Source organism: Stenotrophomonas sp. 05L413, assembly GCF_056397945.1.
Map to the genome: position 1 here is coordinate 51582 of NZ_JBFTOL010000007.1, position 22128 is coordinate 73709.

Genomic DNA, 22128 nt, shown 5'->3' on the forward strand with positions numbered 1-22128 from the left:
GGCACGCGGGCGGCACTTGCCCGCGCCAGCCTAACACTGTTAGATTCGCCCCCTAACAACGTTAGGCCAGAGCACAGTGCGCCAACCCATCGCGCGGGAAAACATCGTCGAGGCGGCCTTCCGGATCCTCGACGAGGCCGGCCTGGAGGGTATTACCCTGCGCAAGGTGGCCTGCTCGCTGGGCATCCGGGCGCCCTCTCTGTACTGGCACTTCAAGAGCAAGCAGGCGCTGATCGACGCCATGGCCGACGCCATGATCGGCGACGTCGCCCGTACGATCCCCGCCGGGCAGCCATGGCGGCAGACCCTGCTGCAGATCGGGCGCGAGTTCCGCCTGGCCTTCAAGGCCCGCCGTGACGGTGCGCGGGTGTATGCCGGCACCTTCCTGGCGACCGAGAACGTGCTGCGGGTGGGTGAGGCCAGCATCGCCGCGCTGATGGGCGCCGGCGCGCCGGCACGCTTTGCCGCGACCACCTCGATGGACCTGGTGTACTACACGATGGGCTTTGTCATCGAGGAGCAGTCCTGGCCCGGCGACGGCAGCATGGAGGCGCTGGGTGAGGCGTTCATGGCGCTGGCCGAGGCCCGCTTTCCCCATTGCTGGCAGGCCCGTGACGTGTGGAGCGAGGTCGATTTCGACGCCCGCTTCGAGCAGGGGCTGGGCCTGATGCTGGATGGCATCGCACTGCGCCTGTCCCGCGAATCCTGATTGCCCCCTTCCTTTCTTTTCCCGCTGTTCCGACCCGGAAAGCCACTCCATGCGTGCACCCTCCTTCCGCAGTTTCTCCCTGATCCTGGTCGCTGCGCTGCTGTCCGCGTGTGGCGGCAAGGACGACAAGGCCTCGGCCGACGCCGCCGCTGCCAGCTCGGCGCTGCCGGTCTCGCTGGCGCCCGCGCAGCAGCAGACCATGGCGCGCACGGTGCTGGTTTCCGGGCCGGTCACCGCCTACGAGGAAATGCAGCTGGGCGTGGAGATCAGCGGCCAGCGCGTCACCGCGTTGCTGGTGGACGTGGGGCAATGGGTCAAGCAGGGCCAGGTGCTGCTGCAGGTGGACCATCGCACCCTGGACAGCGAGCTGGCGCAGGCCGATGCCTCGTTGCGGCAGGCGCAGGCCTCGCAGGAGCTGACCCGCATGAACTTCGAGCGCAGCGCCAAGCTGGCCGCCCAGCAGCTGATCAGCGAAAGCAGCCTGGATGAGCTGCGTGCCTCGCGCATCAATGCCGAGGCGCAGACCGCCACCGCCCGTGCCGCGCGCGACGCCGCCAAGCTGCGCCGCGATTTCGCCGACCTGCGCGCGCCGGCCGACGGCCTGATTTCCAAGCGCCTGGTGCAGCCAGGCCAGGTGGTCTCCGCCGGTACCGAGCTGCTGCGCCTGATCCGCGATGGCCGCCTGGAATGGCGCGCGGAGCTGCCGGAAAACCAGCTGGCTGATGTCGCCGTCGGCAACACCGTGGAGCTGCCGTACGGCGGCCAGGTGGTCAGCGGCCGCATCCGCGCGGTCACCCCGGGTGTCGATGGGCAGACCCGCACCGGCACGATCTACGCCGACCTGCCCACGCCCGGCCCGCTCAAACAGGGCATCTATGTGGATGGCCGCATCGTCACCGGCGACGGCCAGGTGCTGACCATCCCGACCGCAGCCATCGTGCAGCGCGATGGCCACAACTACGTGTTCACCGTGAACGACACACAGCAGGCCACCCGCCACCGCGTCAGCACCGGCCAGGCCGTCAAGGGCCGTACCGCGATCCTTGAAGGATTGAAGGCGGGCGATCAGGTGGTGGTGGATGGCGCCGGCTTCCTCGGTGAGGGCGACCGCGTGCGCGTGGTGGCCGATGCCAAGGCCGCCGCCCGATGAACATCTCTGCCTGGGCGATCAACCGCCCGTTGCCTGCGCTGCTGATCTTCTTCGTGCTGTGCGTGGCCGGCCTGTGGGGTTTCCATCAGCTGCCGGTAGCCCGCTTCCCGGACATCGCCTTCCCGATGACCACCGTCACCGTCACCCAGCCGGGCGCATCGCCGAGCCAGCTGGAAGCGGAAGTGACCCGCAAGGTCGAGGACTCGGTGGCGACGGTCAACAACGTCAAGCGCGTGATGTCCTCGGTCAGCGAAGGCGTCAGCACCACCACCATCGAATTCCAGTTGGAAGCCGATCTTGCCACCGCGCTGGATGACACCCGCGACGCAGTCACCCGCATCCGCACCGACCTGCCGCAGGACATCCAGGAACCGGTGATCTCCAAGGTCGATATCGGCGGCTCGCTGATGACCTACGCGCTGGTCGCCCCGCACATGACCACCGATGAAGCCAGCTGGTTCGTCGACCGTGACATCTCACGTGCGATGTACGGCGTGCCCGGTGTGGCGCGCGTCACCCGCGTGGGCGGCGTGCAGCGCCAGGTACGCGTGGATCTGGATCCCAATGCCCTGATCGCGATGGGCATCACCGCCGGCGATGTATCGCAGCAGCTGGCCCGCATCCAGGTGGAGCGTGCCGGCGGCAAGACCGAGGTCGAGGGCGCGCAGCAGACCATCCGCACGCTGGGCACCGTCGGTGACGCACAGGCGCTGCGCGACTACTCCATCGCCCTGCCGGACGGGCGCGCCGTGCGGCTGTCCACGCTGGCCACGGTCACTGATGGCGCTGCCGATCCCACCGAGGCCGCCCTGCTGGACGGCAAGGGCGTGGTGGCGTTCTCAATGTCGCGCACCCGCGGCTCCAGCGAGGTCAAGGTGGAGGCCGGCGTGCATGACGCGCTGGACAAGATCAAGGCCGAGCATCCCGGCATCGACTTCCGCCTGGTCACCACGGCGATCGATGAGACGCACCGCTCCTACGATTCCTCGATGACCATGCTCTGGGAAGGCGCGCTGCTGGCGCTGCTGGTGGTGTGGCTGTTCCTGCGTGACTGGCGCGCAACGTGGGTGTCCGCGTTGGCGCTGCCGCTGTCGATCATCCCGACGTTCGCGGTGATGTACTTCTTCGGCTTCACCCTCAACATCATCACGCTGCTGGCGCTGTCCGTGGTGGTCGGCATCCTGGTGGACGATGCGATCGTGGAGATCGAGAACATCGTGCGCCACCTGCGCATGGGCAAGCCACCGCTGGAAGCCGCACGCGAGGCCGCCGGCGAGATCGGCAACGCGGTGATCGCCACCTCGCTGACGCTGGCCGCCGTATTCGTGCCGGTGGCCTTCATGCCCGGCATCGCCGGCAAGTTCTTCCGCGAATTCGGCTGGACCGCTGCCACCGCCGTGCTGTTCTCGCTGCTGGTGGCCCGCCTGCTCACCCCGATGATGGCCGCCTACCTGCTCAAGCCGCACGGCGAGGAGAAGCCGGAATCCAAACTGATGACGTGGTACCTGGGCTGGGTGGACGCCGCCCTGCGCTATCGCGGCCGCACCCTGTGGCTGGCCACCGGGTTGTTCGTCGCGTCACTGGCGCTGGTGCCGTTCATCCCGGCCACCTTCATCCCGCAGTCCGATCTGGGCCGCAGCAACCTCAATCTCGAACTGCCGCCGGGCACGCGCCTGCAGGAAACCGTGGCCGTCGCCGAACACGCGCGCGGGCTGCTCAAGGACATGCCCGAACTCAAACAGGTCTATACCGCGGTCGGCAGCGTGCTCGACCTGGGCGATCCGGGTGCGACCGGCGTCGGGGAGCCGCGCAAGGCGACCCTGGTGCTCGACTGGGGCAGCGCCGACGGACGCGACCGCGACCAGCGCGTGCTGGAACGTGAGGCGCGCGAGCGCCTGGCCGATCTGCCCGGCGTGCGCGTCAGCTATGTCAGCTCCGAGCCCGGCAACCTGCTGCAGTTGGTGCTCTCCGGTGACGACCCGCAACGCCTGCAGGATGCCGCCACCGCACTGGAACGCGACCTGCGCGGTATCCAGGGCCTGGGCAGCGTCACCTCCACCGCCTCGCTGCTGCGCCCGGAACTGCAGATCGTGCCGAATCCCGCCCGCGCCGCGGACCTGGGCGTCGCAACCGCCGACATCGCCGAAGCCGCCCGCATCGCCACCGCTGGCGACTACGAACAGCGCCTGGCCAAGCTCAACCTGCCCGACCGCCAGGTACCGATCCGGGTCGGCTTTGCCGAAGCCACCCTGGCCAACCCAGGCTTGATCAGCCAGTTGCGCGTGCCCGGCCGCAATGGCCCGGTGCCGCTGGCGGCGGTCGCCGATATCCAGCAAGGCAGCGGCCCCTCGCAGATCTCGCGCTACCAGCGCCAGCGCAACGTGACCCTCACCGCCGAACTCAACGGTCGTCCGCTGGGCGATGTGATGACCGAGGTGCAGGCCCTGCCGAGCGTCAAGCAGCTGCCGCCGGGCGTGACCTTCCTCAACACCGGCGATGCGGAGGTGTTCGTCGAGTTGTTCATCGGCTTCATGCTGGCGATGGCCGCCGGGTTGATCTGCATCTACATGGTGCTGTTGCTGCTGTTCAACCACGCGCTGATGCCGGTCACCATTCTGGCTGCGGTGCCGCTGTCTGCCGGCGGCGCGTTCGGCGCGCTGCTGATCACCCAGAACATGCTCTCGCTGCCGGCGCTGATTGGCCTGCTGATGCTGATCGGCATCGCCACCAAGAACTCCATCCTGCTGGTGGATTACGCGGTGATGGCCGAAGACGAGCACGGCATGAGCCAGCACGACGCGCTGATCGATGCCTGCCGCAAGCGTGCACAGCCGATCATCATGACCACCCTGGCAATGGGCGCGGGCATGATGCCGATCGCGCTGGGCTTTGCCGGGGATTCCAGCTTCCGTGCGCCCATGGCGATCGCCGTGATCGGGGGCTTGATCACCTCCACGCTGCTGAGCCTGATCGTGATTCCCGCGGCCTTCACCGTGGTGGATGATGCGGGGAATTGGCTGTCGCGGAAGTTCCGGCGGCGGTCTTCGCATCCGGTGCACCCAGCAGGCTGATCGCCTCGAACGCCCCAAACAAAAAGCCCCGGCCAAGGCCGGGGCTTTTTGCTGTATCTGGTGCCGGAAATAGGAATCGAACCTACGACCTACGCATTACGAATGCGCCGCTCTACCAACTGAGCTATTCCGGCGAGGTCGTGAATTCTAGGGGGTGCGGACCACTTTGGTCAATCAGGGAAGCGGCCGCACCGTCAAACGGCCCGCACCCCAATGATCGCGTGCGCGCTGCCCCGGAAGTACCAGCCCTTGACGCGCCGCCCCGTACAGTGGATTTCCCACCTCCGGAGGCATCCCATGCGCCCCTGTCCCCGCTTGGCCGGTCTGCTGCTGTCATCCCTGCTGCTGAGTGCCACTGCGCTGGCACGCGACACGGCACCGACGCCGCAGACACCGGACCAGCAGTGGCAGCCCCTGTTCCAGCAGGTCCAGGGCGCACACCTGTTCAAGGATCAGAAGACCTTCGCGGATGCAGTGCCCCGCCAGCCCAGCGCACCCCTCCTCGCCGAGTGGCAGCGCGCCAGGACCCAACCTGGATTCGATCTGGCAACCTTCGTGGCCGAGCACTTCGCGGTGCCCGGTGACACCCAGCCCTACGTGCCACCAGCGGGCGAGACGCTGCGCGCGCACATCGAGGGGCTGTGGCCCGTGCTGACCCGCACCACCGACACGGTGGATCCGAACGGCTCGCTGCTGCCGCTGCCCAAGCCCTACGTCGTGCCCGGCGGGCGCTTCCGCGAGGTGTACTACTGGGACAGCTATTTCACCCTGCTCGGGCTGGCCTCCAGTGGTCGCTGGCAGCAGGTGCGCGACATGGTGGACAACTTCGCGTTCCAGCTCGACAGCTACGGCCATGTTCCCAACGGCAACCGCAGCTACTACCTGAGCCGCTCGCAGCCGCCGTTCTTCAGCCTGATGGTGGATCTACTCGCCACCCACGAAGGCGATGACGCCTACCGCCGTTACCTGCCGCAGCTGCGCATCGAGCATGCATTCTGGATGCGCGGCGCGGAAACGCTGGCGCCGGGCGAGGCACGCGAACGGGTGGTCAGGCTGGCGGGCGGGCAACTGCTCAACCGTTACTGGGACGACCGCGCGGTGCCACGCACAGAGTCCTGGATGGACGATGTGGCCACGGCCGCCCTGGCGCCGCAGCGCGCCCCTTCGCAGGTGTATCGCGACCTGCGCGCCGGTGCAGAATCGGGCTGGGATTTCAGCTCACGCTGGCTCGCCGAGCCGTCTGCGTTGGCGAGCATCCATACCACGGCGATCGTGCCGGTCGATCTGAACAGCCTGCTGTTCCATCTGGAAACGACCGTGGCCCGCGCCAGCAAGGCGGCCGGTGATCGCAGCGGCGCACGCACCTTCACCCAACTGGCGAAGGCGCGTCAGCACGCCATCAACCAACTGCTCTGGGATGACCAGCAAGGCTGGTACGTGGACCGCGATCTGGAGCGTGGCCAGACCCGCCCCGCCCTGACCGCAGCCGCTCTGTTCCCCTTGTGGCTGGACGTCGCCGGGCGCACGCAGGCACGCCGTACCGCCCAGGCAGTCGATTCGCAGCTGCTCCGCGATGGCGGGCTGCTGACCACCACCGTGACAACCGGGCAGCAATGGGATGCCCCGAATGGCTGGGCACCGTTGCAGTGGGTCGCGGTGGACGGGCTGCAGCGCTATGGACAGGACACCCTCGCCCGCCGGATCGGCACGCGCTTCCTGCGCACCGTGCAGACCGTGTATGACCGCGAGGGCAAGCTGGTGGAGAAGTACGTGGTCGACGGTTCGGCCACCGGCGGCGGCGGTGGCGAGTACCCGCTGCAGGATGGCTTCGGCTGGAGCAACGGGGTCACGCTGGCGCTGCTGGATCGCCTGTGTGCGCCGAAGCGTGCGTGCGAGAGCGCCCAGGATGTGGACGCCGCGGACTGATCCAGCGGCCTCCACGCAGCGCACTCACCGCGCCTTCCACAAGTCCGCCAACCGGTCCGGCTTGCCCGCGATGCGCTCCAGCGACGGGTACTTCAGCCCATCGTGGTAATCCAGCGTCACCGTATCGATGCGATCGAAGCTCTTCACCAGCAGCGTCAGCGGCGCCTTGTCGGTCTTGGCGGCGGTGATCGCCTCCTTCAACTGCTCGGCCTTGAACACGCGGCCATTGAGTGCGACCACGCTCATGCCGGGAATGAGACCGGCGTTGAAGGCCGGGCTGTCCCACAGCACATCGCCGATGTAGCCGGACTCGCTGACCGACAGGCCGATGGAGTACAGCAGGTTGCTGTTCTTGCCGCGGGTTTCCTGCGCCTTGAACGCCTCGTTCGGCGTATCGGTATAGACCAGCTTCCAGCCGGCCGCTTCCAGGCCACCGGTCAGCGGCCCGTGCCCGTCCAGGCGCTCGCGCAGGAAGCTGGCCCAGTCGAACGGCGCCACGCCGTTGAGCGTGCTCACCACCTCTTCGAAGGTATACGGATGGACATTCCAGTCGCCGTCGTTCATGCCGAAGAACGCCTTGGCGAAGTCGTCCAGGCCGCGCTTGTTACCCGTCAGCGCGCGCAGCTTGCCCTCCACCTCCAGCCAGACCATCTGGCCGCCGGAGTAGTAGTCCTCGCTCATCTGGTAGTTGCGGAAGGCCAATGCGCGGCGCTGGGCGATGGTCGGGTCGTTGGTGGTGTCCTGCAGGTTGCGCCAGGCCAGGCCGGGGCGACCGCGATCATAGGTGCCCGCCACATTGGCCAGCACGTCGCGGGTCTGCTGCGGGCTCCACAGCCCGGAACGCGCGGCCAGCACCTGGCCCCAGAACTGGGTCTGGCCTTCGTACAGCCACAGCAGGCTGTCGCCCATCGGCACGTTGAAGTTGGCCGTGGTCAGATCGGCGCCACGCCGGTACTTGCCGTTCCAGGAGTGGTTGAACTCGTGCGGCAGCAGATCACGGCCCAGCCAGGTCTTGTCCCACTCGGTGAAGTAGCCGGTCTCGCCACTGTTCTCGCTGGAGCGCTGGTGCTCCAGGCCGATGCCGCCGAGCTTGTCGGTCAGCGCCAGCAGGAACTCGTAGCGGTCGAAGTGGCGTGCGCCGTAGAGCTTGTACATCTGCTGCACGAGCGCGCGATGCGCCTGGATCTGCTCGGGCTTGGCGGCCAGCGATTTGGCCTCATCGGCGAAGACATTCAGGTGCACCGGCACCTTCGCACCGGGGTCCAGATCGAAGCGCTGGAAGTGGCGGCCGGCGAACAGCGGCGAGTCGACCAGGTGGTCATAGCTGATCGGCTTGAACACCACCGTGTCACCCTCGCGGCGCTCGGTATCCAGCGCGGTGGCGTACGACCAGCCCGGCGGCAGCGTGACGGTGGCCTGCGCCTGGATGTTGCGGGTGATCACCCCGGCCGGGTACAGCGAATTGGCATTCCACTGCAGGTTGAGCATGTCCGGGGTCATCACCACGCGGCCCTGGGTGCCCTGCGAAGAGAGGAACTTGAACTCGGCCACCACTTCGCTGGCGCCCTGCGGCACCTGCACGGTGAAGGCATAGACGTCGTACGGATCGCGCGTCCACTGCAGCGGCGTGCCGTTGGCGGTGACGACCAGGCCGGCGAGCTTGTCGATCGGGCCACTCGGTGAATGCGCCCCGGGCAGCCACTGCGGGTACAGCAGGGTCAGCGGGCCGGGCTTGGCCGGCACCGTGGCCTTCACCTTGAAGATGCGTCGCCCGATGTCGCGCGCGTCCACGTCGATGCGCAGCAGGCCCGGGAAGGCCACGTCCTGCGGCGGCGGTGTCTGCGCCTGCACGCCGGTGGCGGACACGGCCAGCAACACGGACAGGGCAATGGCACGCATCTTCATCAGGCAGGCTCCAGCGGGGGAAGGCTCGATCCTAGTCCTCCGCCAGCGCCCTGCCCCATGGCCAAAGGTCATACGTCGCGTTGCGGCCATGATTGGCACAGCGGCGCGCAGTGACGTTCTGTCTGCCGGTCGCGATCAGGGCCAACCGAGGTGCGCTGCCGGCCAGCGGCCGGCACTACCGGGGCAGCGCCATGGCATGCGTGGCGGAATGCTGCGCGGTCAGTCGACCAACCGCAGCCGCAGTTCCTTCGGCAGCGCGAACACCATCGATTCCGGCTCGCCCTCCAGTTCGCCCACACCGGTGGCACCGAGCTCCTTCAGGCGCGCGATCACACCATCCACCAGGACCTGCGGTGCCGAGGCACCGGCGGTCAAGCCGATGTGCTTCTTGCCGGCCACCCACGCCGGATCGATCTCGTCGGCACCGTCGATCAGGTAGGACTCCACGCCATCACGGCGCGCCAGTTCACTCAGGCGGTTGGAGTTGGAGCTGTTCGGCGAGCCGACCACCAGCACCAGATCGCACCGTTTCGCCAGATCGCGCACGGCGTCCTGGCGGTTCTGCGTGGCGTAGCAGATGTCGTCGTTCTTCGGGCCCTGCATCGCCGGGAAGCGGGTGCGCAGCGCGTCGATGATGCTGCGGGTGTCATCCACCGAGAGCGTGGTCTGGGTGGTGTAGGCGAAGTTCTCCGGCTGGTCGATGACCAGCGTGGCGACGTCCTCCACACCCTCCACCAGGTAGATCTGGCCGGTGCCGCGCTCACGGTTCCACTGGCCCATCGTGCCTTCCACTTCCGGGTGCCCGGCGTGCCCGATCAGCACCACGTCGCGGCCGGCGCGGCAGTGGCGGGCCACTTCCAGGTGCACCTTGGTGACCAGCGGGCAGGTCGCGTCGAACACCTTCAGACCACGGCGGTCGGCTTCCTGGCGCACGGCCTGGGAGACGCCGTGCGCGCTGAAGATCACCGTGTTGTCGTCCGGCACTTCGTCGAGTTCTTCGACGAAGATCGCGCCGCGGGCCTTGAGGTCATCCACCACGAACCGGTTGTGCACGACCTCGTGGCGCACGTAGATCGGCGCACCCAGGGTCTCGATCGCGCGCTTGACGATCTCGATCGCACGATCGACACCGGCACAGAAACCACGCGGATTGGCGAGCAACACATCCATCGGTCAGATACTCCGGCCGGCGTGAGCCGGGTTGTTACGGATACAGGAGGGAATTATCCCGCTTTTTTGGCAGCCTTGCCGTCGAACAGGCCGAACAGGGCGATACCCACCGCGCCGACCACGATCGCCGAGTCGGCGATGTTGAACGAGGGCCAGTAATGGTCCCCGATATGCCACTGGATGAAGTCGACGACGTGACCGTGCATGAGGCGGTCGATCACGTTGCCGATCGCCCCGCCGATCACCAGCGCGTAAGGCACGGCGCTGCGCCAGGCACCGCGCGCGGTGCCCCACATCCAGTAGGCCATCAGGCCGCTGATGCCCACCGCCAGCGCGGTGAAGAACCACAGCTGCCAGCCACCGGCATCGCTCAGGAAGCTGAATGCTGCGCCGGTGTTGTAGGTGCGGTACCAGTTCCAGAAGCCTTCGATGACCACCACCGGCTCGTACTCGGGCAGGCTGGACAGCACCCAGGCCTTGCTCCACTGGTCGGCGATGATGATCGCTGCCGACAGCAGCAGCCAGATCAGCGCGTTCGGACGCGGACGGGCGGCGGTCATCAGAACCACCGCCGGTCTTCGCCGGCACCGTCGATGTTGGTCACGCAGCGGCCGCACAGTTCCGGATGCGCAGCGACCGAGCCGACATCGGCGCGGTAATGCCAGCAGCGCACGCACTTGTGCTTGCCGGTCGGCTGGGCGCTGACGAACACCTCGTCGGTGGTCGCCGGGCGCACCTGCACGTCACCGCTGATCAGCAGGAAGCGCAGCTCCTCGGCCAGCGGCTGCCAGCGCGCGGCGGTCTCGGCATCGGCGGCGACGGTGATCTCCGCTTCCAGCGCCGCACCGATCGCACCGTTGGCGCGCATCGGCTCAAGCACCTTGGCGACCTGCTCGCGCAGGGCCAGCAGCTGGTCGAAGTCGGCTGCGTTGAGCGGTGCATCGGCCGGCAAGGGAACCAGACCGTCGTACCACGTGGCGAACAGCACGTTCTCCTTGCGCTCGCCCGGCAGGTACCCCCACAGCTCATCGGCGGTGAAGCTCAGGATCGGCGCGATCCAGCGCGTGAACGCTTCGGCGATGTGGTACATCGCGGTCTGCGCCGAGCGGCGGCCGCGCGAGTCCACCGGCATGGTGTACAGGCGGTCCTTGGTGACATCCAGATACACCGAGCCCAGATCCACGCTGCAGAAGTTCAGCAGCAGCTGCACGATCTCGGCCATGTTGTAGCCGGTGTACGCGGCCTTGATCTTCTCCTGCACCTCGAAGGCGCGATGCACGATCCAGCGGTCCAGCGCGACCATGTCGGCCGGGGCCACCAGATGCTGGGCCGGGTCGAAGCCGTCCAGATTGCCGAGCAGGAAGCGCGCGGTGTTGCGCAGGCGCCGGTAGGCATCCGCGTTGCGCTTGAGGATTTCCTGCGACAGCGACATTTCATTGCTGTAATCGGCCGAGGCGATCCACAGGCGCAGGATGTCCGCGCCCAGGGTCTTCATGATGTCCTGCGGCTCGATGCCGTTGCCCAGCGACTTGGACATCTTGCGGCCCTTCTCATCCACGGTGAAGCCGTGGGTGAGGCACTGCTTGTACGGGGCCTGCTTGTCGATGGCCACGCCGGTCAGCAGCGAGGACTGGAACCAGCCGCGGTGCTGATCCGAGCCTTCCAGATACAGATCGGCCGGCTTGCCGAAGCCACGCGCCAGCAGCACGCCTTCATGGGTCACGCCCGAGTCGAACCAGACATCGAGGATGTCAGTGACCTTCTCGTAGTGCGGCGCTTCCTCGCCCAGCAGTTCGGCGCTGTCCAGCGAGTACCACACGTCGATGCCTTCGGCCTGCACGCGGTCGGCGACCTGCTGCATCAATTCCACTGTGCGCGGGTGCGGCTCACCGGTTTCGCGGTGGGTGAACAGCGCGATCGGCACGCCCCAGGTGCGCTGGCGGCTGATGCACCAGTCCGGGCGGCCATCGACCATCGAGCCGATGCGCGCCTTGCCCCAGCTCGGGAACCAGCCGACGTTGTCGATCGCGGCCATCGCATCGCGGCGCAGGTTGGCCTTGTCCATCGAGATGAACCACTGCGGGGTGGCGCGGAACACGACCGGCGTCTTGTGGCGCCAGCAGTGCGGGTAGCTGTGCACGATCTCGACATACGCCAGCAGCGCACCGGAGGCACGCAGCACATCGACGATCAACGGCTGCGCCTTCCACAGGTGTACGCCTGCCAGCTCGACATCGCCGGCCGGCGGGGTCGAGGACAGGTACACGCCACGGCCGTCGACCGGGTTGATCTGGCCGGCGTTGTACTTGTCCATCAGCCCGTACTGCTGGCTGACCACGAAGTCTTCCTGGCCATGGCCCGGGGCGGTATGCACCGCACCGGTACCGTCTTCGTCGGAGACGTGGTCGCCATTGAGCAGCGGGATGTCGCGCTGCGGGTAGAACGGATGGGCCAGCAGCAGATTTTCCAGCGCGGCGCCGGTGGCACGACCGTGCACGACCAGGCCTTCCACGCCGTAGCGCTGCAGCGAACGTTCGGCCAGCGCGGCGGCCAGCACCAGCCAACGGCGCTTGCCGTGGTGGGCCGGGCCTTCGGCCAGCACGTATTCGATCTCCGCACCGAGCGACACCGCCAGCGAGGCCGGCAGCGTCCACGGGGTGGTGGTCCAGATCGGCACCGCCACCTCGACATCGGCCGGCAGCGTCACGCCGAAGCGCTCGGCCAGCTGCTGGGAATCACGCGACACGTAGGCCACGTCGATCGCCGGGGAGGTCTTGTCCTGGTATTCGATTTCCGCTTCGGCCAGCGCCGAGCCACAGTCGAAGCACCAGTGCACCGGCTTGGCGCCGCGCACGATGTGACCGTTGGCGAACACCTTGGAGAGCGCACGGATCTCGTTGGCTTCGAAATCGAAGCTCAGCGTCTTGTACGGGTTGTCCCAATCGCCGATCACGCCCAGGCGCTTGAAGTCGCGGCGCTGCAGTTCGATCTGCTCTTCGGCGAACTCGCGGCACTTCTGGCGGAACGCGACCGCATCGAGCTTGACGCCGACCTTGCCCCACTTCTTCTCGACCGCGATCTCGATGGGCAGACCGTGGCAATCCCAGCCCGGTACGTAGGGCGCATCGAAGCCGGCCAGGTAACGCGACTTGACGATGATGTCCTTGAGGATCTTGTTGACCGCGTGGCCCAGGTGGATCTGGCCATTGGCGTAAGGCGGGCCGTCGTGCAGCACGAACAGCGGGCGGCCCTGCGCGTTGTCGCGCAGGCGGGCGTAAAGGCCCTCGTCCTCCCAGCGCGACAGAATGCCCGGCTCGCGCTTGGGCAGGTCGCCGCGCATCGGGAATTCGGTTGCCGGCAGATGAAGGGTGGCTTTGTAGTCCTGGCTCACGCAGTGGCTCGCAATCTGTGTTCGGAAAGGATGTGACGGGCCTGTTCGGCGTCACGGTGCATCTGGTCGGTCAACGCAGCCAGATCGTGGAACTTTTCTTCGTCGCGCAGCTTGGCGACGAACTCGACATCGATGTGGCGGCCGTACAGGTCGCCTTGGAAATCAAACAGGTGCGCTTCCAGCAGCGGCTCCACGCCATCCACGGTGGGACGCGTACCGAAGCTGGAGACCGACGGCCACGGCTGATCGAACACGCCGTGGACCCAGGTCGCGTAGATCCCCGACAGCGCCGGCGTCTTCGGGAAGCGCAGGTTGGCGGTCGGGAAGCCCAGCGTACGGCCCAACTGGCGGCCGCGCACTACCCTGCCCCCAATCGTATACGGCCTGCCCAGCAGATCGCCGGCATGACGGAAATCACCGGCGCGCAGCAGTTGGCGGATGCGGGTGCTGGAAATGCGCTCACCGTGCAGGTCGACCGGCTCGATCTCACCGGCACTGAAGCCACGCTCGCGGCCCATCGCCTGCAGCAGGGCCAGATCGCCCTTGCGGCGGTTGCCGAAGCAGAACTCCGGCCCGATCCACACCTCGCGCGCGCTCAGCCGGTGCACCAGCAGCTGCTCGACGAACGCCTCGGCCTGCATCGCGGCCATGCGCGCATCGAAGCGCAGCAGGCCGATCGCATCCACGCCGAGTTCGCGCAGCATGGCGACCTTGTCACGGGCCAGGGTCAACCGCGGCGGCGGCTCGCCCTGGGCGAAGTACTCGCGCGGCAGTGGCTCGAAAGCCACCGCCACGGCAGCCACGCCCAGCGCGCGCGCGCGCGCGCGCGAAACGGCGTGGCGCACCAACGCACGATGACCCAGGTGCAGGCCGTCGAATGCGCCGATGCAGACCACGCTTCCGTGCGGGAACAACTGCCCGCCTTCGACGCTTCTAAACAGCCTGCTCATCTACGTGGAATACGGCCCACCGGGGCCGATGCTTTGCAAGAGATAGCCATGAAGTATAGCCGGGCTGCCCCCGGATCAATGCTCCCGCAGATGGCGCGGGCGGAAGCCCATGGCAACCAGGGCCACCAGATAGGTCAGGCCACCGCCGCCGACCAGCAGCGCGAGGTTGCCGATCCGGTGCCATTTGTCCATGCCGGTGAAGTCCGCCATCCCGTAGCGCAGGCCCAGCAGCACCGCCACCATGGCCAGGCAGGCCAGCCCCAGCTTGGTCGCATAGCCGCCCCAGCCCGCCTTGGGCTGGTAGACATCGGTCTTGCCCAGCCAGTACCAGAGCAGGCCAAGGTTCAGATAACTGGACAGCGCACTGGCGATACCCAGCGCCAGATGCAGGCCAGGCTGCTTGCCCAACGCGACCCAGACGCCCTGCGCTTTCAGCGCCTCCGGCACCATCACGTGGTACAGCACGGCCAGCAGGATGACGTTGAAGACCATGTTGGCCACCAGCGCGACCACACCGGCGCGGACCGGGGTGCGGGTGTCCTGACGGGCGTAGAAGGCCGGCAGCACCACCTTGAGCAGCGCGAAGGCCGGCAGGGCGAAGCTCAGGCCGTACACCGACAGCGCGGTCATGCGGGTATCGAACGCGGTGAAGCGGCCGTACTGGAACACGGTGGCAATCAGCGGCTCGGCCAGCAGCAGCAGGCCCAGCATGGCCGGGATGGCGATCAGCAGCGTCGTGCGCAGGCCCCAGTCCAGCGCACTGGAGAAGCCGGCCTTGTCGGTACTGACATGGTGGCGGGCCAGCGCCGGCAGGATCACCGTGCCCAGCGCCACGCCGAACACGCCCAGCGGCAGTTCCAGGAAGCGGTCGGCCAGCGACAGCCAGGACTGCGAGCCATCGGTCAGCTTGGCGGCGATCACCGTATCCAGCAGCAGGTTGATCTGCGCGATAGAGGAACCGAACAGGGTCGGCACCATCAGGGTCAGCACCTTGCGCACCCCGGGATGCTGCCAGCCCCAGCGCGGCAGGGTCAGCAGGTTGATGCCCTTCAGCGACGGCAGCTGGAACAGCAGCTGCAGCAGGCCGGCGGCCAGCACCGCCCAGCCCAGCGCCAGGATCTGCTTCTCCGGGGTGCCACCCAGCCGCGGGGCCAGCCACAGCGCACCGGCGATCATGCACAGGTTGAGGATCACCGGGGTCAGCGCCGGCATCGCGAACTTCTGGAAACTGTTGAGCGCTCCGCCGGCCAGCGCGGTCAGCGAGACGAACAGCAGAAACGGGAAGGTCAGCCGGAACAGGTCCACCAGCAGGCCGTGCTTGGCCGGGTCGGTATCCACCCCGCTGGAGAACAGGGTCGCCAGCTGCGGCGCGAAGATCAACGCCAGCGCGGTGACGAGCAGCAGTACCCCGCCCAGCGTGCCGGCCACCCGCGACATCAGTTCGCGCAGTTCGGCATGCGAGCGGGTTTCCTTCACCTCCGTGAACACCGGGACGAACGCGGTGGCGAACGAGCCCTCGGCGAACAGCCGGCGCAGGAAATTGGGCACCCGGAAGGCGACCCAGAAGGCGTCGGTCACCGCATTGGTGCCGAACGTGGTGGTGATGACCAGGTCGCGAACCAGCCCCAACACCCGCGAAATCATGGTCATGCTGCTGAAAGACAGCAGGCCCCGCAACATCCTTGGTGAACTCACCCGTGTTCCCTCTTGACAATTGACTTGACGTACATTTTTCGAGCCATCATACTTTCCAGCTTGCTGTTCCCATTACACCGATTTTTCAGGAAACCACCACTGTGGCCAATATCAAGTCCGCCAAGAAGCGCGCCAAGCAGACCGTCGTGCGCAACGCGCGCAATACGGCTCAGCGTTCGATGCTGCGCACCGCTGTCAAGAAGGTGATCAAGGCTCTGGATGCCAATGACGCCGCCGGCGCCGAGGCAGCCTTCGCTGTTGCCCAGCCGATCCTCGACCGTTTCAGCTCGCGTGGTCTGATCCACAAGAACAAGGCTGCTCGCCATAAGAGCCGCCTGACCGCGCGCATCAAGGCCATCAAGGCCGCCTGATACGGCGCTGCGGGTGTCGTAGAGCCACGCACTGCGTGGCTTCGACCCAGCCGCAGAGAAAAACCCGGCCCCGGCCGGGTTTTTTGTTGCCTGCGATCTGCGACGGCCGGCCCGGTCGGCCCGGTCGGCGGTGACGACGGCACCACAGAAAAACCCGGCCGCAGCCGGGTTTCTCAGGGGCGCGCGGGTGCGCTCAGTACGCATCGCGCGCTTGCGCCTCGTCTTCCTTCTGGCGATCGAAGAAGGCCATCACGTTGTTCATGATCGGCCAGGTGCCTTCACGGCCCAGGGCCGAGACCAAGTACCACGGCTGGGTCCAGCCCAGCTCGGCGACGATCTTCTCGGCGGCAGCCTTGGCTTCGTCCTCGAACATCAGGTCGGCCTTGTTCAGCACCAGCCAGCGCGGCTTGTTCAGCAGCTCCGGGTCGTGCTTTTCCAGCTCGCGCTCGATCGCACGGACCTGCTCGATCGGCGAGACACCTTCCACGCCACCTTCCATCGGGGAGATATCCACGAGGTGCAGCAGCAGGCGGGTGCGCTGCAGGTGGCGCAGGAACTGCGCGCCCAGGCCCGCGCCATCGGCCGCACCTTCGATCAGGCCGGGAATGTCGGCGATCACGAAGCTGCGGTAGTTCTCCACGCGCACGACGCCCAGATTGGGGTACAGCGTGGTGAACGGGTAATCGGCGACCTTCGGGGTCGCCGCCGACACCGCACGGATCAGCGTGCTCTTGCCGGCGTTCGGGAAGCCCAGCAGGCCGACGTCAGCCAGCAGCTTCAGCTCGAGCTTGAGCAGGCGCTCTTCACCCTCTTCACCCGGCAGCGCCTGGCGCGGCGAGCGGTTGGTGGAGCTCTTGAAATGCATGTTGCCCAGGCCACCGCGGCCGCCCTTGGCCACCAGCAGGCGGTCGCCATGGCTGGTCAGATCGCCGATCACTTCATCGGTGCTGACGTTCATGATCACGGTGCCGATCGGCACGGTGATGACCAGGTCTTCGCCGCCCTTGCCATAGGCCTGGCGGCCCATGCCGTTCTCACCACGCTGCGCCTTGAAGATGCGGTCATGGCGGAAATCGACCAGGGTGTTGAGGTTCTCGTCGGCGCGGATCCACACGCTGCCGCCATTACCGCCGTCGCCACCGTCCGGCCCGCCCAGCGGAATGAACTTCTCGCGACGGAAACCGATGCAGCCGTTGCCGCCATTGCCGGCGATCACCTGGATTTCTGCTTCGTCTACAAGTTTCATGATTCTGGATGCCAATCTGGAGGCGGCGGGCGCGAGGTGCACCCCACCGCAGAGTCTAACGGCCCCGGTACGATCCAGGGCCGGCGGCGGGAAATGTCCCGCCCGATAGTTGATACCAACGAAAAACCCCGCCGAAGCGGGGCTTTCGTCAGCGACCCCACGCCGTGGCGTGGGCGCCTGCGTACCGCTGAAGATCAGGCTTCGGCGACGACGCTGACGGTACGACGCTTCTTCGGGCCCTTGACCGAGAACTCCACCTTGCCGTCGACGAGCGCGAACAGGGTGTGGTCACGGCCGAGGCCAACGCCGGTACCCGGATGGAACTGGGTGCCGCGCTGACGCACGATGATGTTGCCGGCATCGATGGCCTGGCCACCGAAAATCTTGACGCCGAGGTACTTCGGGTTGGAGTCGCGACCGTTGCGCGATGAGCCTACGCCCTTCTTATGTGCCATGACTGCTTCTCCTTATTACTTGCTGCCACCGGCAATGCCGGTGATCTCGATTTCGGTGTAGTACTGACGGTGACCCTGGCGCTTCATGTGGTGCTTACGGCGACGGAACTTGATGATCCGGACCTTGTCGGCACGACCCTGGGACACGACCTTGGCAGTGACCGAAGCGCCGCTCAGCGCGTCGCCCAGCTTGATGCCATCGCTGTCGCCCAGCATCAGGATGTTGTCGAACTTGATCTCGTTGCCGACTTCGACTTCGAGCTTTTCAACGCGGAGCGTTTCGCCCTGCGCCACGCGGTATTGCTTACCGCCGGTTACCAGTACTGCGTACATGACCAGACTTCCTCTGTAGTTATTGTGGTCTATGGACTGCCGCCATCGAGGGCGGACAGAAGCGGAATTTTAATGACTTCAACCACTTCGGGTCAACCCACCCCCTGCTCTGACCCGGATTTGGCTGAATACGGTTCAGGAAACCGGCTCGTGGGGTCTCAGGGAATGAGACATGGGGGTGGCAAAGTCCGCGATTGCCCCCAAATCCCAAGCTCGGTAGGCTGACCGATTGCCGTTTCCGATTGCCCCACCCGCTTGCCGGCTCCCTGAGCCGAAGCCCCACAACGGATCCCCCATGGCGATGGATTTCATCCGCATCCGCGGCGCGCGGACGCACAATCTCAAGAACATCGATCTCGACCTGCCCCGCGACAAGCTGATTGTCATCACCGGCCTGTCCGGCTCGGGCAAGTCCTCGTTGGCGTTCGACACCATTTACGCTGAAGGCCAGCGTCGTTACGTGGAGTCGCTGTCGGCCTATGCCCGCCAGTTCCTCAGCGTGATGGAAAAGCCGGACCTGGACCACATCGAGGGCCTGTCCCCGGCGATCTCGATCGAGCAGAAATCGACCTCGCACAACCCGCGCTCGACCGTCGGCACGATCACCGAGATCTACGACTACCTGCGCCTGCTGTACGCCCGCGTCGGCAGCCCGCGCTGCCCGGACCACGGCTACCCGCTGGAAGCGCAGACCGTCAGCCAGATGGTCGACCACGTACTGACCCTCGACGCCGAGCAGCGCTACATGCTGCTGGCCCCCGTGATCCGCGAGCGCAAGGGCGAGCACGCCCAGGTCTTCGACCAGCTGCGCGCGCAGGGGTATGTGCGCGTGCGGGTGGACGGCCAGCTGCATGAAATCGATGCGGTGCCGCCGCTGGCACTGCGCCAGAAGCACACCATCGAAGCGGTGATCGACCGTTTCCGCCCGCGCGAGGACATCAAGCAGCGCCTGGCCGAGAGCTTTGAAACCGCGCTCAAGCTTGGCGACGGCATGGTCTCGGTGCAGTCGCTGGATGTGGAGGATGCGCCTGCGCATCTGTTCTCCTCCAAGTACAGCTGCCCGGTCTGCGATTACTCGCTGCCGGAGCTGGAACCGCGCCTGTTCTCGTTCAACTCGCCGGTCGGCGCCTGCCCGGGCTGCGATGGCCTGGGCATGGCCGAGTTCTTCGACCCCTCGCGCGTGGTGGTGCACCCGGAGCTGTCGCTCTCGGCCGGCGCCGTGCGCGGTTGGGACCGCCGCAATGCGTACTACTTCCAGCTGATCGCCTCGCTGGCCAAGCACTACAAGTTCGACACCGATGCCCCTTGGCAGAGCCTGCCCGAGGACGTGCGCCAGGCCGTGCTGTACGGCAGCGGCGAAGAGACGATCACCTTCACCTACTTCACCGAAGCCGGTGGCCGCACCCAGCGCAAGCATCGCTTCGAGGGCATCATTCCCAACCTCGAACGCCGCTACAAAGAGACCGAATCCTCGGCCGTGCGCGAAGAGCTGGCCAAGTACATCAGCGAGCGCAACTGCCCCGAGTGCCAGGGCCAGCGCCTGAACAAGGCCGCGCGCAATGTGTTCGTGGCCGACCGTGCGCTGCCGGAACTGGTGGTGATGCCGATCGACGATGCGCTGAAGTTCTTCAGCAGCATGAGCCTGCCCGGCTGGCGCGGCGAGATCGCCGGCAAGATCGTCAAGGAGATCGGCGAACGGCTCGGCTTCCTGGTCGACGTCGGCCTGGATTACCTGACCCTGGAGCGCAAGGCCGACACCCTGTCCGGTGGTGAAGCCCAGCGCATCCGGCTGGCCTCGCAGATCGGTGCCGGCCTGGTCGGCGTGATGTACGTGCTGGATGAGCCGTCGATCGGCCTGCACCAGCGCGACAACGAGCGCCTGCTCGGTACCCTGACCCGCCTGCGCGACCTCGGCAACACGGTGATCGTGGTCGAGCATGACGAAGACGCGATCCGTCTGGCCGACTACGTGCTGGACATCGGTCCGGGCGCGGGCGTGCACGGCGGCGAGATCGTCGGCCAGGGCACGCTGCAGGACATCCTGGATGCCCCGCGTTCGCTGACCGGCCAGTACCTGTCGGGCAAGCGCGCCATCGAGATCCCGGCGCGCCGGCACAAGCCCAACCCGAAGATGACCCTGCACCTGCGCGGTGCCAGCGGCAACAACCTCAAGGGCGTGGACCTGGATATTCCCTCGGGCCTGCTGACCTGCATCACCGGCGTGTCCGGCTCGGGCAAGTCGACCCTGATCAACGACACCCTGTTCTCGCTGGCCGCCAACGAGATCAACGGCTCCTCGCACCCGATCGCCCCATACAAGGAAGTCGACGGCCTGGATCTGTTCGACAAGGTGGTGGACATCGACCAGTCGCCGATCGGCCGCACCCCGCGCTCGAACCCGGCCACCTACACCGGTCTGTTCACGCCGCTGCGCGAGCTGTACGCGCAGGTGCCCGAAGCGCGTGCACGCGGCTATTCGCCGGGGCGTTTCAGCTTCAACGTGCGCGGTGGCCGCTGCGAAGCGTGCCAGGGCGATGGCCTGATCAAGGTGGAAATGCACTTCCTGCCGGACGTGTACGTGCCCTGCGATGTCTGCCACGGCAAGCGCTACAACCGCGAAACGCTGGAGATCCTCTACAAGGGTTACAACATCAACGACGTGCTGCAGATGACCGTCGAAGATGCCCTGAAGCTGTTCGAGCCGGTGCCGAGCATCGCGCGCAAGCTGGAAACGCTGGTCGATGTGGGCCTGAGCTACATCAAGCTGGGCCAGAGCGCGACCACGCTGTCCGGTGGTGAAGCGCAGCGCGTGAAACTGTCCAAGGAACTGTCGCGCCGCGATACCGGGCGCACGCTGTACATCCTGGATGAGCCGACCACCGGCCTGCACTTCCACGACATCGAGGCGCTGCTCGGCGTGCTGCACAAGCTGCGCGACGAAGGCAACACGGTGGTGGTGATCGAACACAACCTGGACGTGATCAAGACCGCCGACTGGATCGTCGATCTGGGTCCGGAAGGTGGCCATCGCGGTGGCACCATCCTGGTCACCGGTACGCCGGAGGACGTGGCGGCCTGCCCAACCTCGTACACCGGCCAGTTCCTGGCCAAAATGCTGCCCTCCACCAGCGCGCGTCCGGAACAGCCGGCGGCCGTGGCCAACAAGCCCGACGCCCGCCCGCCGCGCAAGGCCAAGCCGGAACCGAAGAAGGCCGTGCGCAAGACCGCCGCGACCAAAGCCCCCAGCAAGACCAAGAAGAAGACCGCATGAGCAACGAGCACAAGATCCTCGCCCGCGTGCCGATCAGCGTCCGCTGGCGCGACATGGACAGCATGGGCCACGTGAACAACGCCAAGTACATCTCCTACCTGGAAGAAGCGCGCGTGCGCTGGATGCTGGGCGTGGAGGGCGTTTCGATGACCGACCGGATCGCACCGGTAGTGGCGGCGACCAACGTCAACTACCGCCTGCCGATCGTGTGGCCCAACGACATCGTGGTGGAGCTGTTCGTCGAGCGTCTGGGCAACAGCAGCGTGACCATCGGCCACCGCATCGTGGACGAGAAGAACGACAGCACGCTGTATTCGGATGGCAACGTGGTGGTGGTCTGGATGGACACCCAGACCGGCAAGAGCGCGCCGTTGCCCGAGGCGATCCGGACCGCGTCAAGCTGATGGGTTCTGCCGAGCCGAACTGAAAAGTGGTGCCGGCCACTGGCCGGCAGTTTCATGGCAACGATGGACTGCGTGGGTGCC

At 66.6% G+C, this 22128-nt stretch carries 16 protein-coding genes and 1 tRNA gene; 7 read left to right on the top strand and 10 right to left on the bottom strand.

Annotation, left to right across the window (positions count from 1 at the left end; genetic code table 11):
* Positions 1-76 precede the first annotated feature (76 nt).
* From AC1DIQ_RS15735 to AC1DIQ_RS15745, 3 genes are read left to right on the top strand one after another with little or no spacing between them, the layout of a single operon-like run.
* Positions 77-709, top strand: coding sequence for a TetR/AcrR family transcriptional regulator C-terminal domain-containing protein (locus tag AC1DIQ_RS15735; protein ID WP_121043440.1), 633 nt, complete (start codon positions 77-79; stop codon positions 707-709).
* 49 nt (positions 710-758) lie between these two features.
* The gene (locus AC1DIQ_RS15740) at positions 759-1859 is read left to right on the top strand and encodes an efflux RND transporter periplasmic adaptor subunit (protein WP_282261901.1); all 1101 of its coding nucleotides are present in this window, start codon (positions 759-761) and stop codon (positions 1857-1859) included.
* A complete protein-coding gene (locus AC1DIQ_RS15745; RefSeq protein WP_478050369.1) occupies positions 1856-4930 on the top strand; it encodes an efflux RND transporter permease subunit in 3075 nt (1024 codons plus the stop codon). Before AC1DIQ_RS15740 ends, AC1DIQ_RS15745 begins: the two co-directional genes overlap by 4 nt.
* A 58-nt stretch (positions 4931-4988) precedes the next feature.
* Here AC1DIQ_RS15745 and AC1DIQ_RS15750 read toward each other — a convergent pair.
* A tRNA-Thr gene (locus AC1DIQ_RS15750) sits at positions 4989-5064 on the bottom strand.
* 163 nt (positions 5065-5227) lie between these two features.
* Between AC1DIQ_RS15750 and treA the strand changes: the two genes are divergently transcribed.
* The gene (gene treA, locus AC1DIQ_RS15755; protein WP_478050370.1) at positions 5228-6856 is read left to right on the top strand and encodes an alpha,alpha-trehalase TreA; all 1629 of its coding nucleotides are present in this window, start codon (positions 5228-5230) and stop codon (positions 6854-6856) included.
* A gap of 24 nt (positions 6857-6880) precedes the next feature.
* Here the strand turns inward: treA and AC1DIQ_RS15760 are convergent, their stop codons facing one another.
* The 6 genes from AC1DIQ_RS15760 to murJ all read right to left on the bottom strand — a co-directional run bounded on the left by AC1DIQ_RS15760 (position 6881) and on the right by murJ (position 15952).
* Positions 6881-8761, bottom strand: coding sequence for a M61 family metallopeptidase (locus tag AC1DIQ_RS15760; protein ID WP_478050371.1), 1881 nt, complete (start codon positions 8759-8761; stop codon positions 6881-6883).
* 219 nt (positions 8762-8980) lie between these two features.
* Positions 8981-9931 (bottom strand): 4-hydroxy-3-methylbut-2-enyl diphosphate reductase, encoded by a 951-nt coding sequence (ispH, locus tag AC1DIQ_RS15765; protein ID WP_121043425.1) that lies wholly within the window; start codon positions 9929-9931, stop codon positions 8981-8983.
* Positions 9932-9984: 53 nt separating this feature from the next.
* Positions 9985-10491: a signal peptidase II gene (gene lspA, locus AC1DIQ_RS15770; protein ID WP_478050372.1), complete on the bottom strand. Its 507-nt coding sequence runs from the start codon at positions 10489-10491 to the stop codon at positions 9985-9987.
* Complete coding sequence (gene ileS, locus AC1DIQ_RS15775) at positions 10491-13322, bottom strand: isoleucine--tRNA ligase (protein WP_478050373.1); 2832 nt, start codon at positions 13320-13322, stop codon at positions 10491-10493. The genes lspA and ileS overlap by 1 nt, the downstream gene beginning before the upstream one ends.
* Positions 13319-14272: a bifunctional riboflavin kinase/FAD synthetase gene (locus AC1DIQ_RS15780; RefSeq protein WP_478050374.1), complete on the bottom strand. Its 954-nt coding sequence runs from the start codon at positions 14270-14272 to the stop codon at positions 13319-13321. Before AC1DIQ_RS15780 ends, ileS begins: the two co-directional genes overlap by 4 nt.
* 75 nt (positions 14273-14347) lie before the next feature.
* Complete coding sequence (murJ, locus tag AC1DIQ_RS15785) at positions 14348-15952, bottom strand: murein biosynthesis integral membrane protein MurJ (RefSeq protein ID WP_121043413.1); 1605 nt, start codon at positions 15950-15952, stop codon at positions 14348-14350.
* A 116-nt stretch (positions 15953-16068) separates the two neighbouring features.
* On the opposite strand from murJ, the gene rpsT reads away from it, so the two are divergent.
* The gene (gene rpsT, locus AC1DIQ_RS15790; protein ID WP_019184515.1) at positions 16069-16338 is read left to right on the top strand and encodes a 30S ribosomal protein S20; all 270 of its coding nucleotides are present in this window, start codon (positions 16069-16071) and stop codon (positions 16336-16338) included.
* Between the two features lie 193 nt (positions 16339-16531).
* On the opposite strand, the gene obgE is transcribed toward rpsT, so the two are convergent.
* The 3 genes from obgE to rplU all read right to left on the bottom strand — a co-directional run bounded on the left by obgE (position 16532) and on the right by rplU (position 18372).
* A complete protein-coding gene (obgE, locus tag AC1DIQ_RS15795) occupies positions 16532-17584 on the bottom strand; it encodes a GTPase ObgE (protein WP_121043410.1) in 1053 nt (350 codons plus the stop codon).
* 194 nt (positions 17585-17778) lie between these two features.
* The gene (gene rpmA, locus AC1DIQ_RS15800; protein ID WP_019184517.1) at positions 17779-18039 is read right to left on the bottom strand and encodes a 50S ribosomal protein L27; all 261 of its coding nucleotides are present in this window, start codon (positions 18037-18039) and stop codon (positions 17779-17781) included.
* Between the two features lie 15 nt (positions 18040-18054).
* The gene (gene rplU / locus AC1DIQ_RS15805) at positions 18055-18372 is read right to left on the bottom strand and encodes a 50S ribosomal protein L21 (protein ID WP_019184518.1); all 318 of its coding nucleotides are present in this window, start codon (positions 18370-18372) and stop codon (positions 18055-18057) included.
* Between the two features lie 295 nt (positions 18373-18667).
* Between rplU and uvrA the strand changes: the two genes are divergently transcribed.
* Together uvrA and AC1DIQ_RS15815 are read left to right on the top strand one after the other, a co-directional pair.
* A complete protein-coding gene (uvrA, locus tag AC1DIQ_RS15810) occupies positions 18668-21643 on the top strand; it encodes an excinuclease ABC subunit UvrA (RefSeq protein WP_461770478.1) in 2976 nt (991 codons plus the stop codon).
* Positions 21640-22047, top strand: a complete 408-nt coding sequence (locus AC1DIQ_RS15815; protein WP_088432134.1) for an acyl-CoA thioesterase — start codon at positions 21640-21642, stop codon at positions 22045-22047. The genes uvrA and AC1DIQ_RS15815 overlap by 4 nt, the downstream gene beginning before the upstream one ends.
* Positions 22048-22128 lie beyond the last annotated feature (81 nt).

Excerpts from the sequence above, each read along its gene's own strand:
- AC1DIQ_RS15740 (WP_282261901.1), top strand. The coding sequence starts at position 759 with ATGCGTGCACCCTCCTTCCGCAGTTTCTCCCTGATCCTGGTCGCTGCG.
- AC1DIQ_RS15745 (WP_478050369.1), top strand. The coding sequence starts at position 1,856 with ATGAACATCTCTGCCTGGGCGATCAACCGCCCGTTGCCTGCGCTGCTG.
- treA (WP_478050370.1), top strand. The coding sequence starts at position 5,228 with ATGCGCCCCTGTCCCCGCTTGGCCGGTCTGCTGCTGTCATCCCTGCTG.
- AC1DIQ_RS15760 (WP_478050371.1), bottom strand. The coding sequence starts at position 8,761 with ATGAAGATGCGTGCCATTGCCCTGTCCGTGTTGCTGGCCGTGTCCGCC.
- ispH (WP_121043425.1), bottom strand. The coding sequence starts at position 9,931 with ATGGATGTGTTGCTCGCCAATCCGCGTGGTTTCTGTGCCGGTGTCGAT.
- lspA (WP_478050372.1), bottom strand. The coding sequence starts at position 10,491 with ATGACCGCCGCCCGTCCGCGTCCGAACGCGCTGATCTGGCTGCTGCTG.
- AC1DIQ_RS15780 (WP_478050374.1), bottom strand. The coding sequence starts at position 14,272 with ATGAGCAGGCTGTTTAGAAGCGTCGAAGGCGGGCAGTTGTTCCCGCAC.
- murJ (WP_121043413.1), bottom strand. The coding sequence starts at position 15,952 with ATGTTGCGGGGCCTGCTGTCTTTCAGCAGCATGACCATGATTTCGCGG.
- obgE (WP_121043410.1), bottom strand. The coding sequence starts at position 17,584 with ATGAAACTTGTAGACGAAGCAGAAATCCAGGTGATCGCCGGCAATGGC.
- rpmA (WP_019184517.1), bottom strand. The coding sequence starts at position 18,039 with ATGGCACATAAGAAGGGCGTAGGCTCATCGCGCAACGGTCGCGACTCC.
- rplU (WP_019184518.1), bottom strand. The coding sequence starts at position 18,372 with ATGTACGCAGTACTGGTAACCGGCGGTAAGCAATACCGCGTGGCGCAG.
- uvrA (WP_461770478.1), top strand. The coding sequence starts at position 18,668 with ATGGCGATGGATTTCATCCGCATCCGCGGCGCGCGGACGCACAATCTC.
- AC1DIQ_RS15815 (WP_088432134.1), top strand. The coding sequence starts at position 21,640 with ATGAGCAACGAGCACAAGATCCTCGCCCGCGTGCCGATCAGCGTCCGC.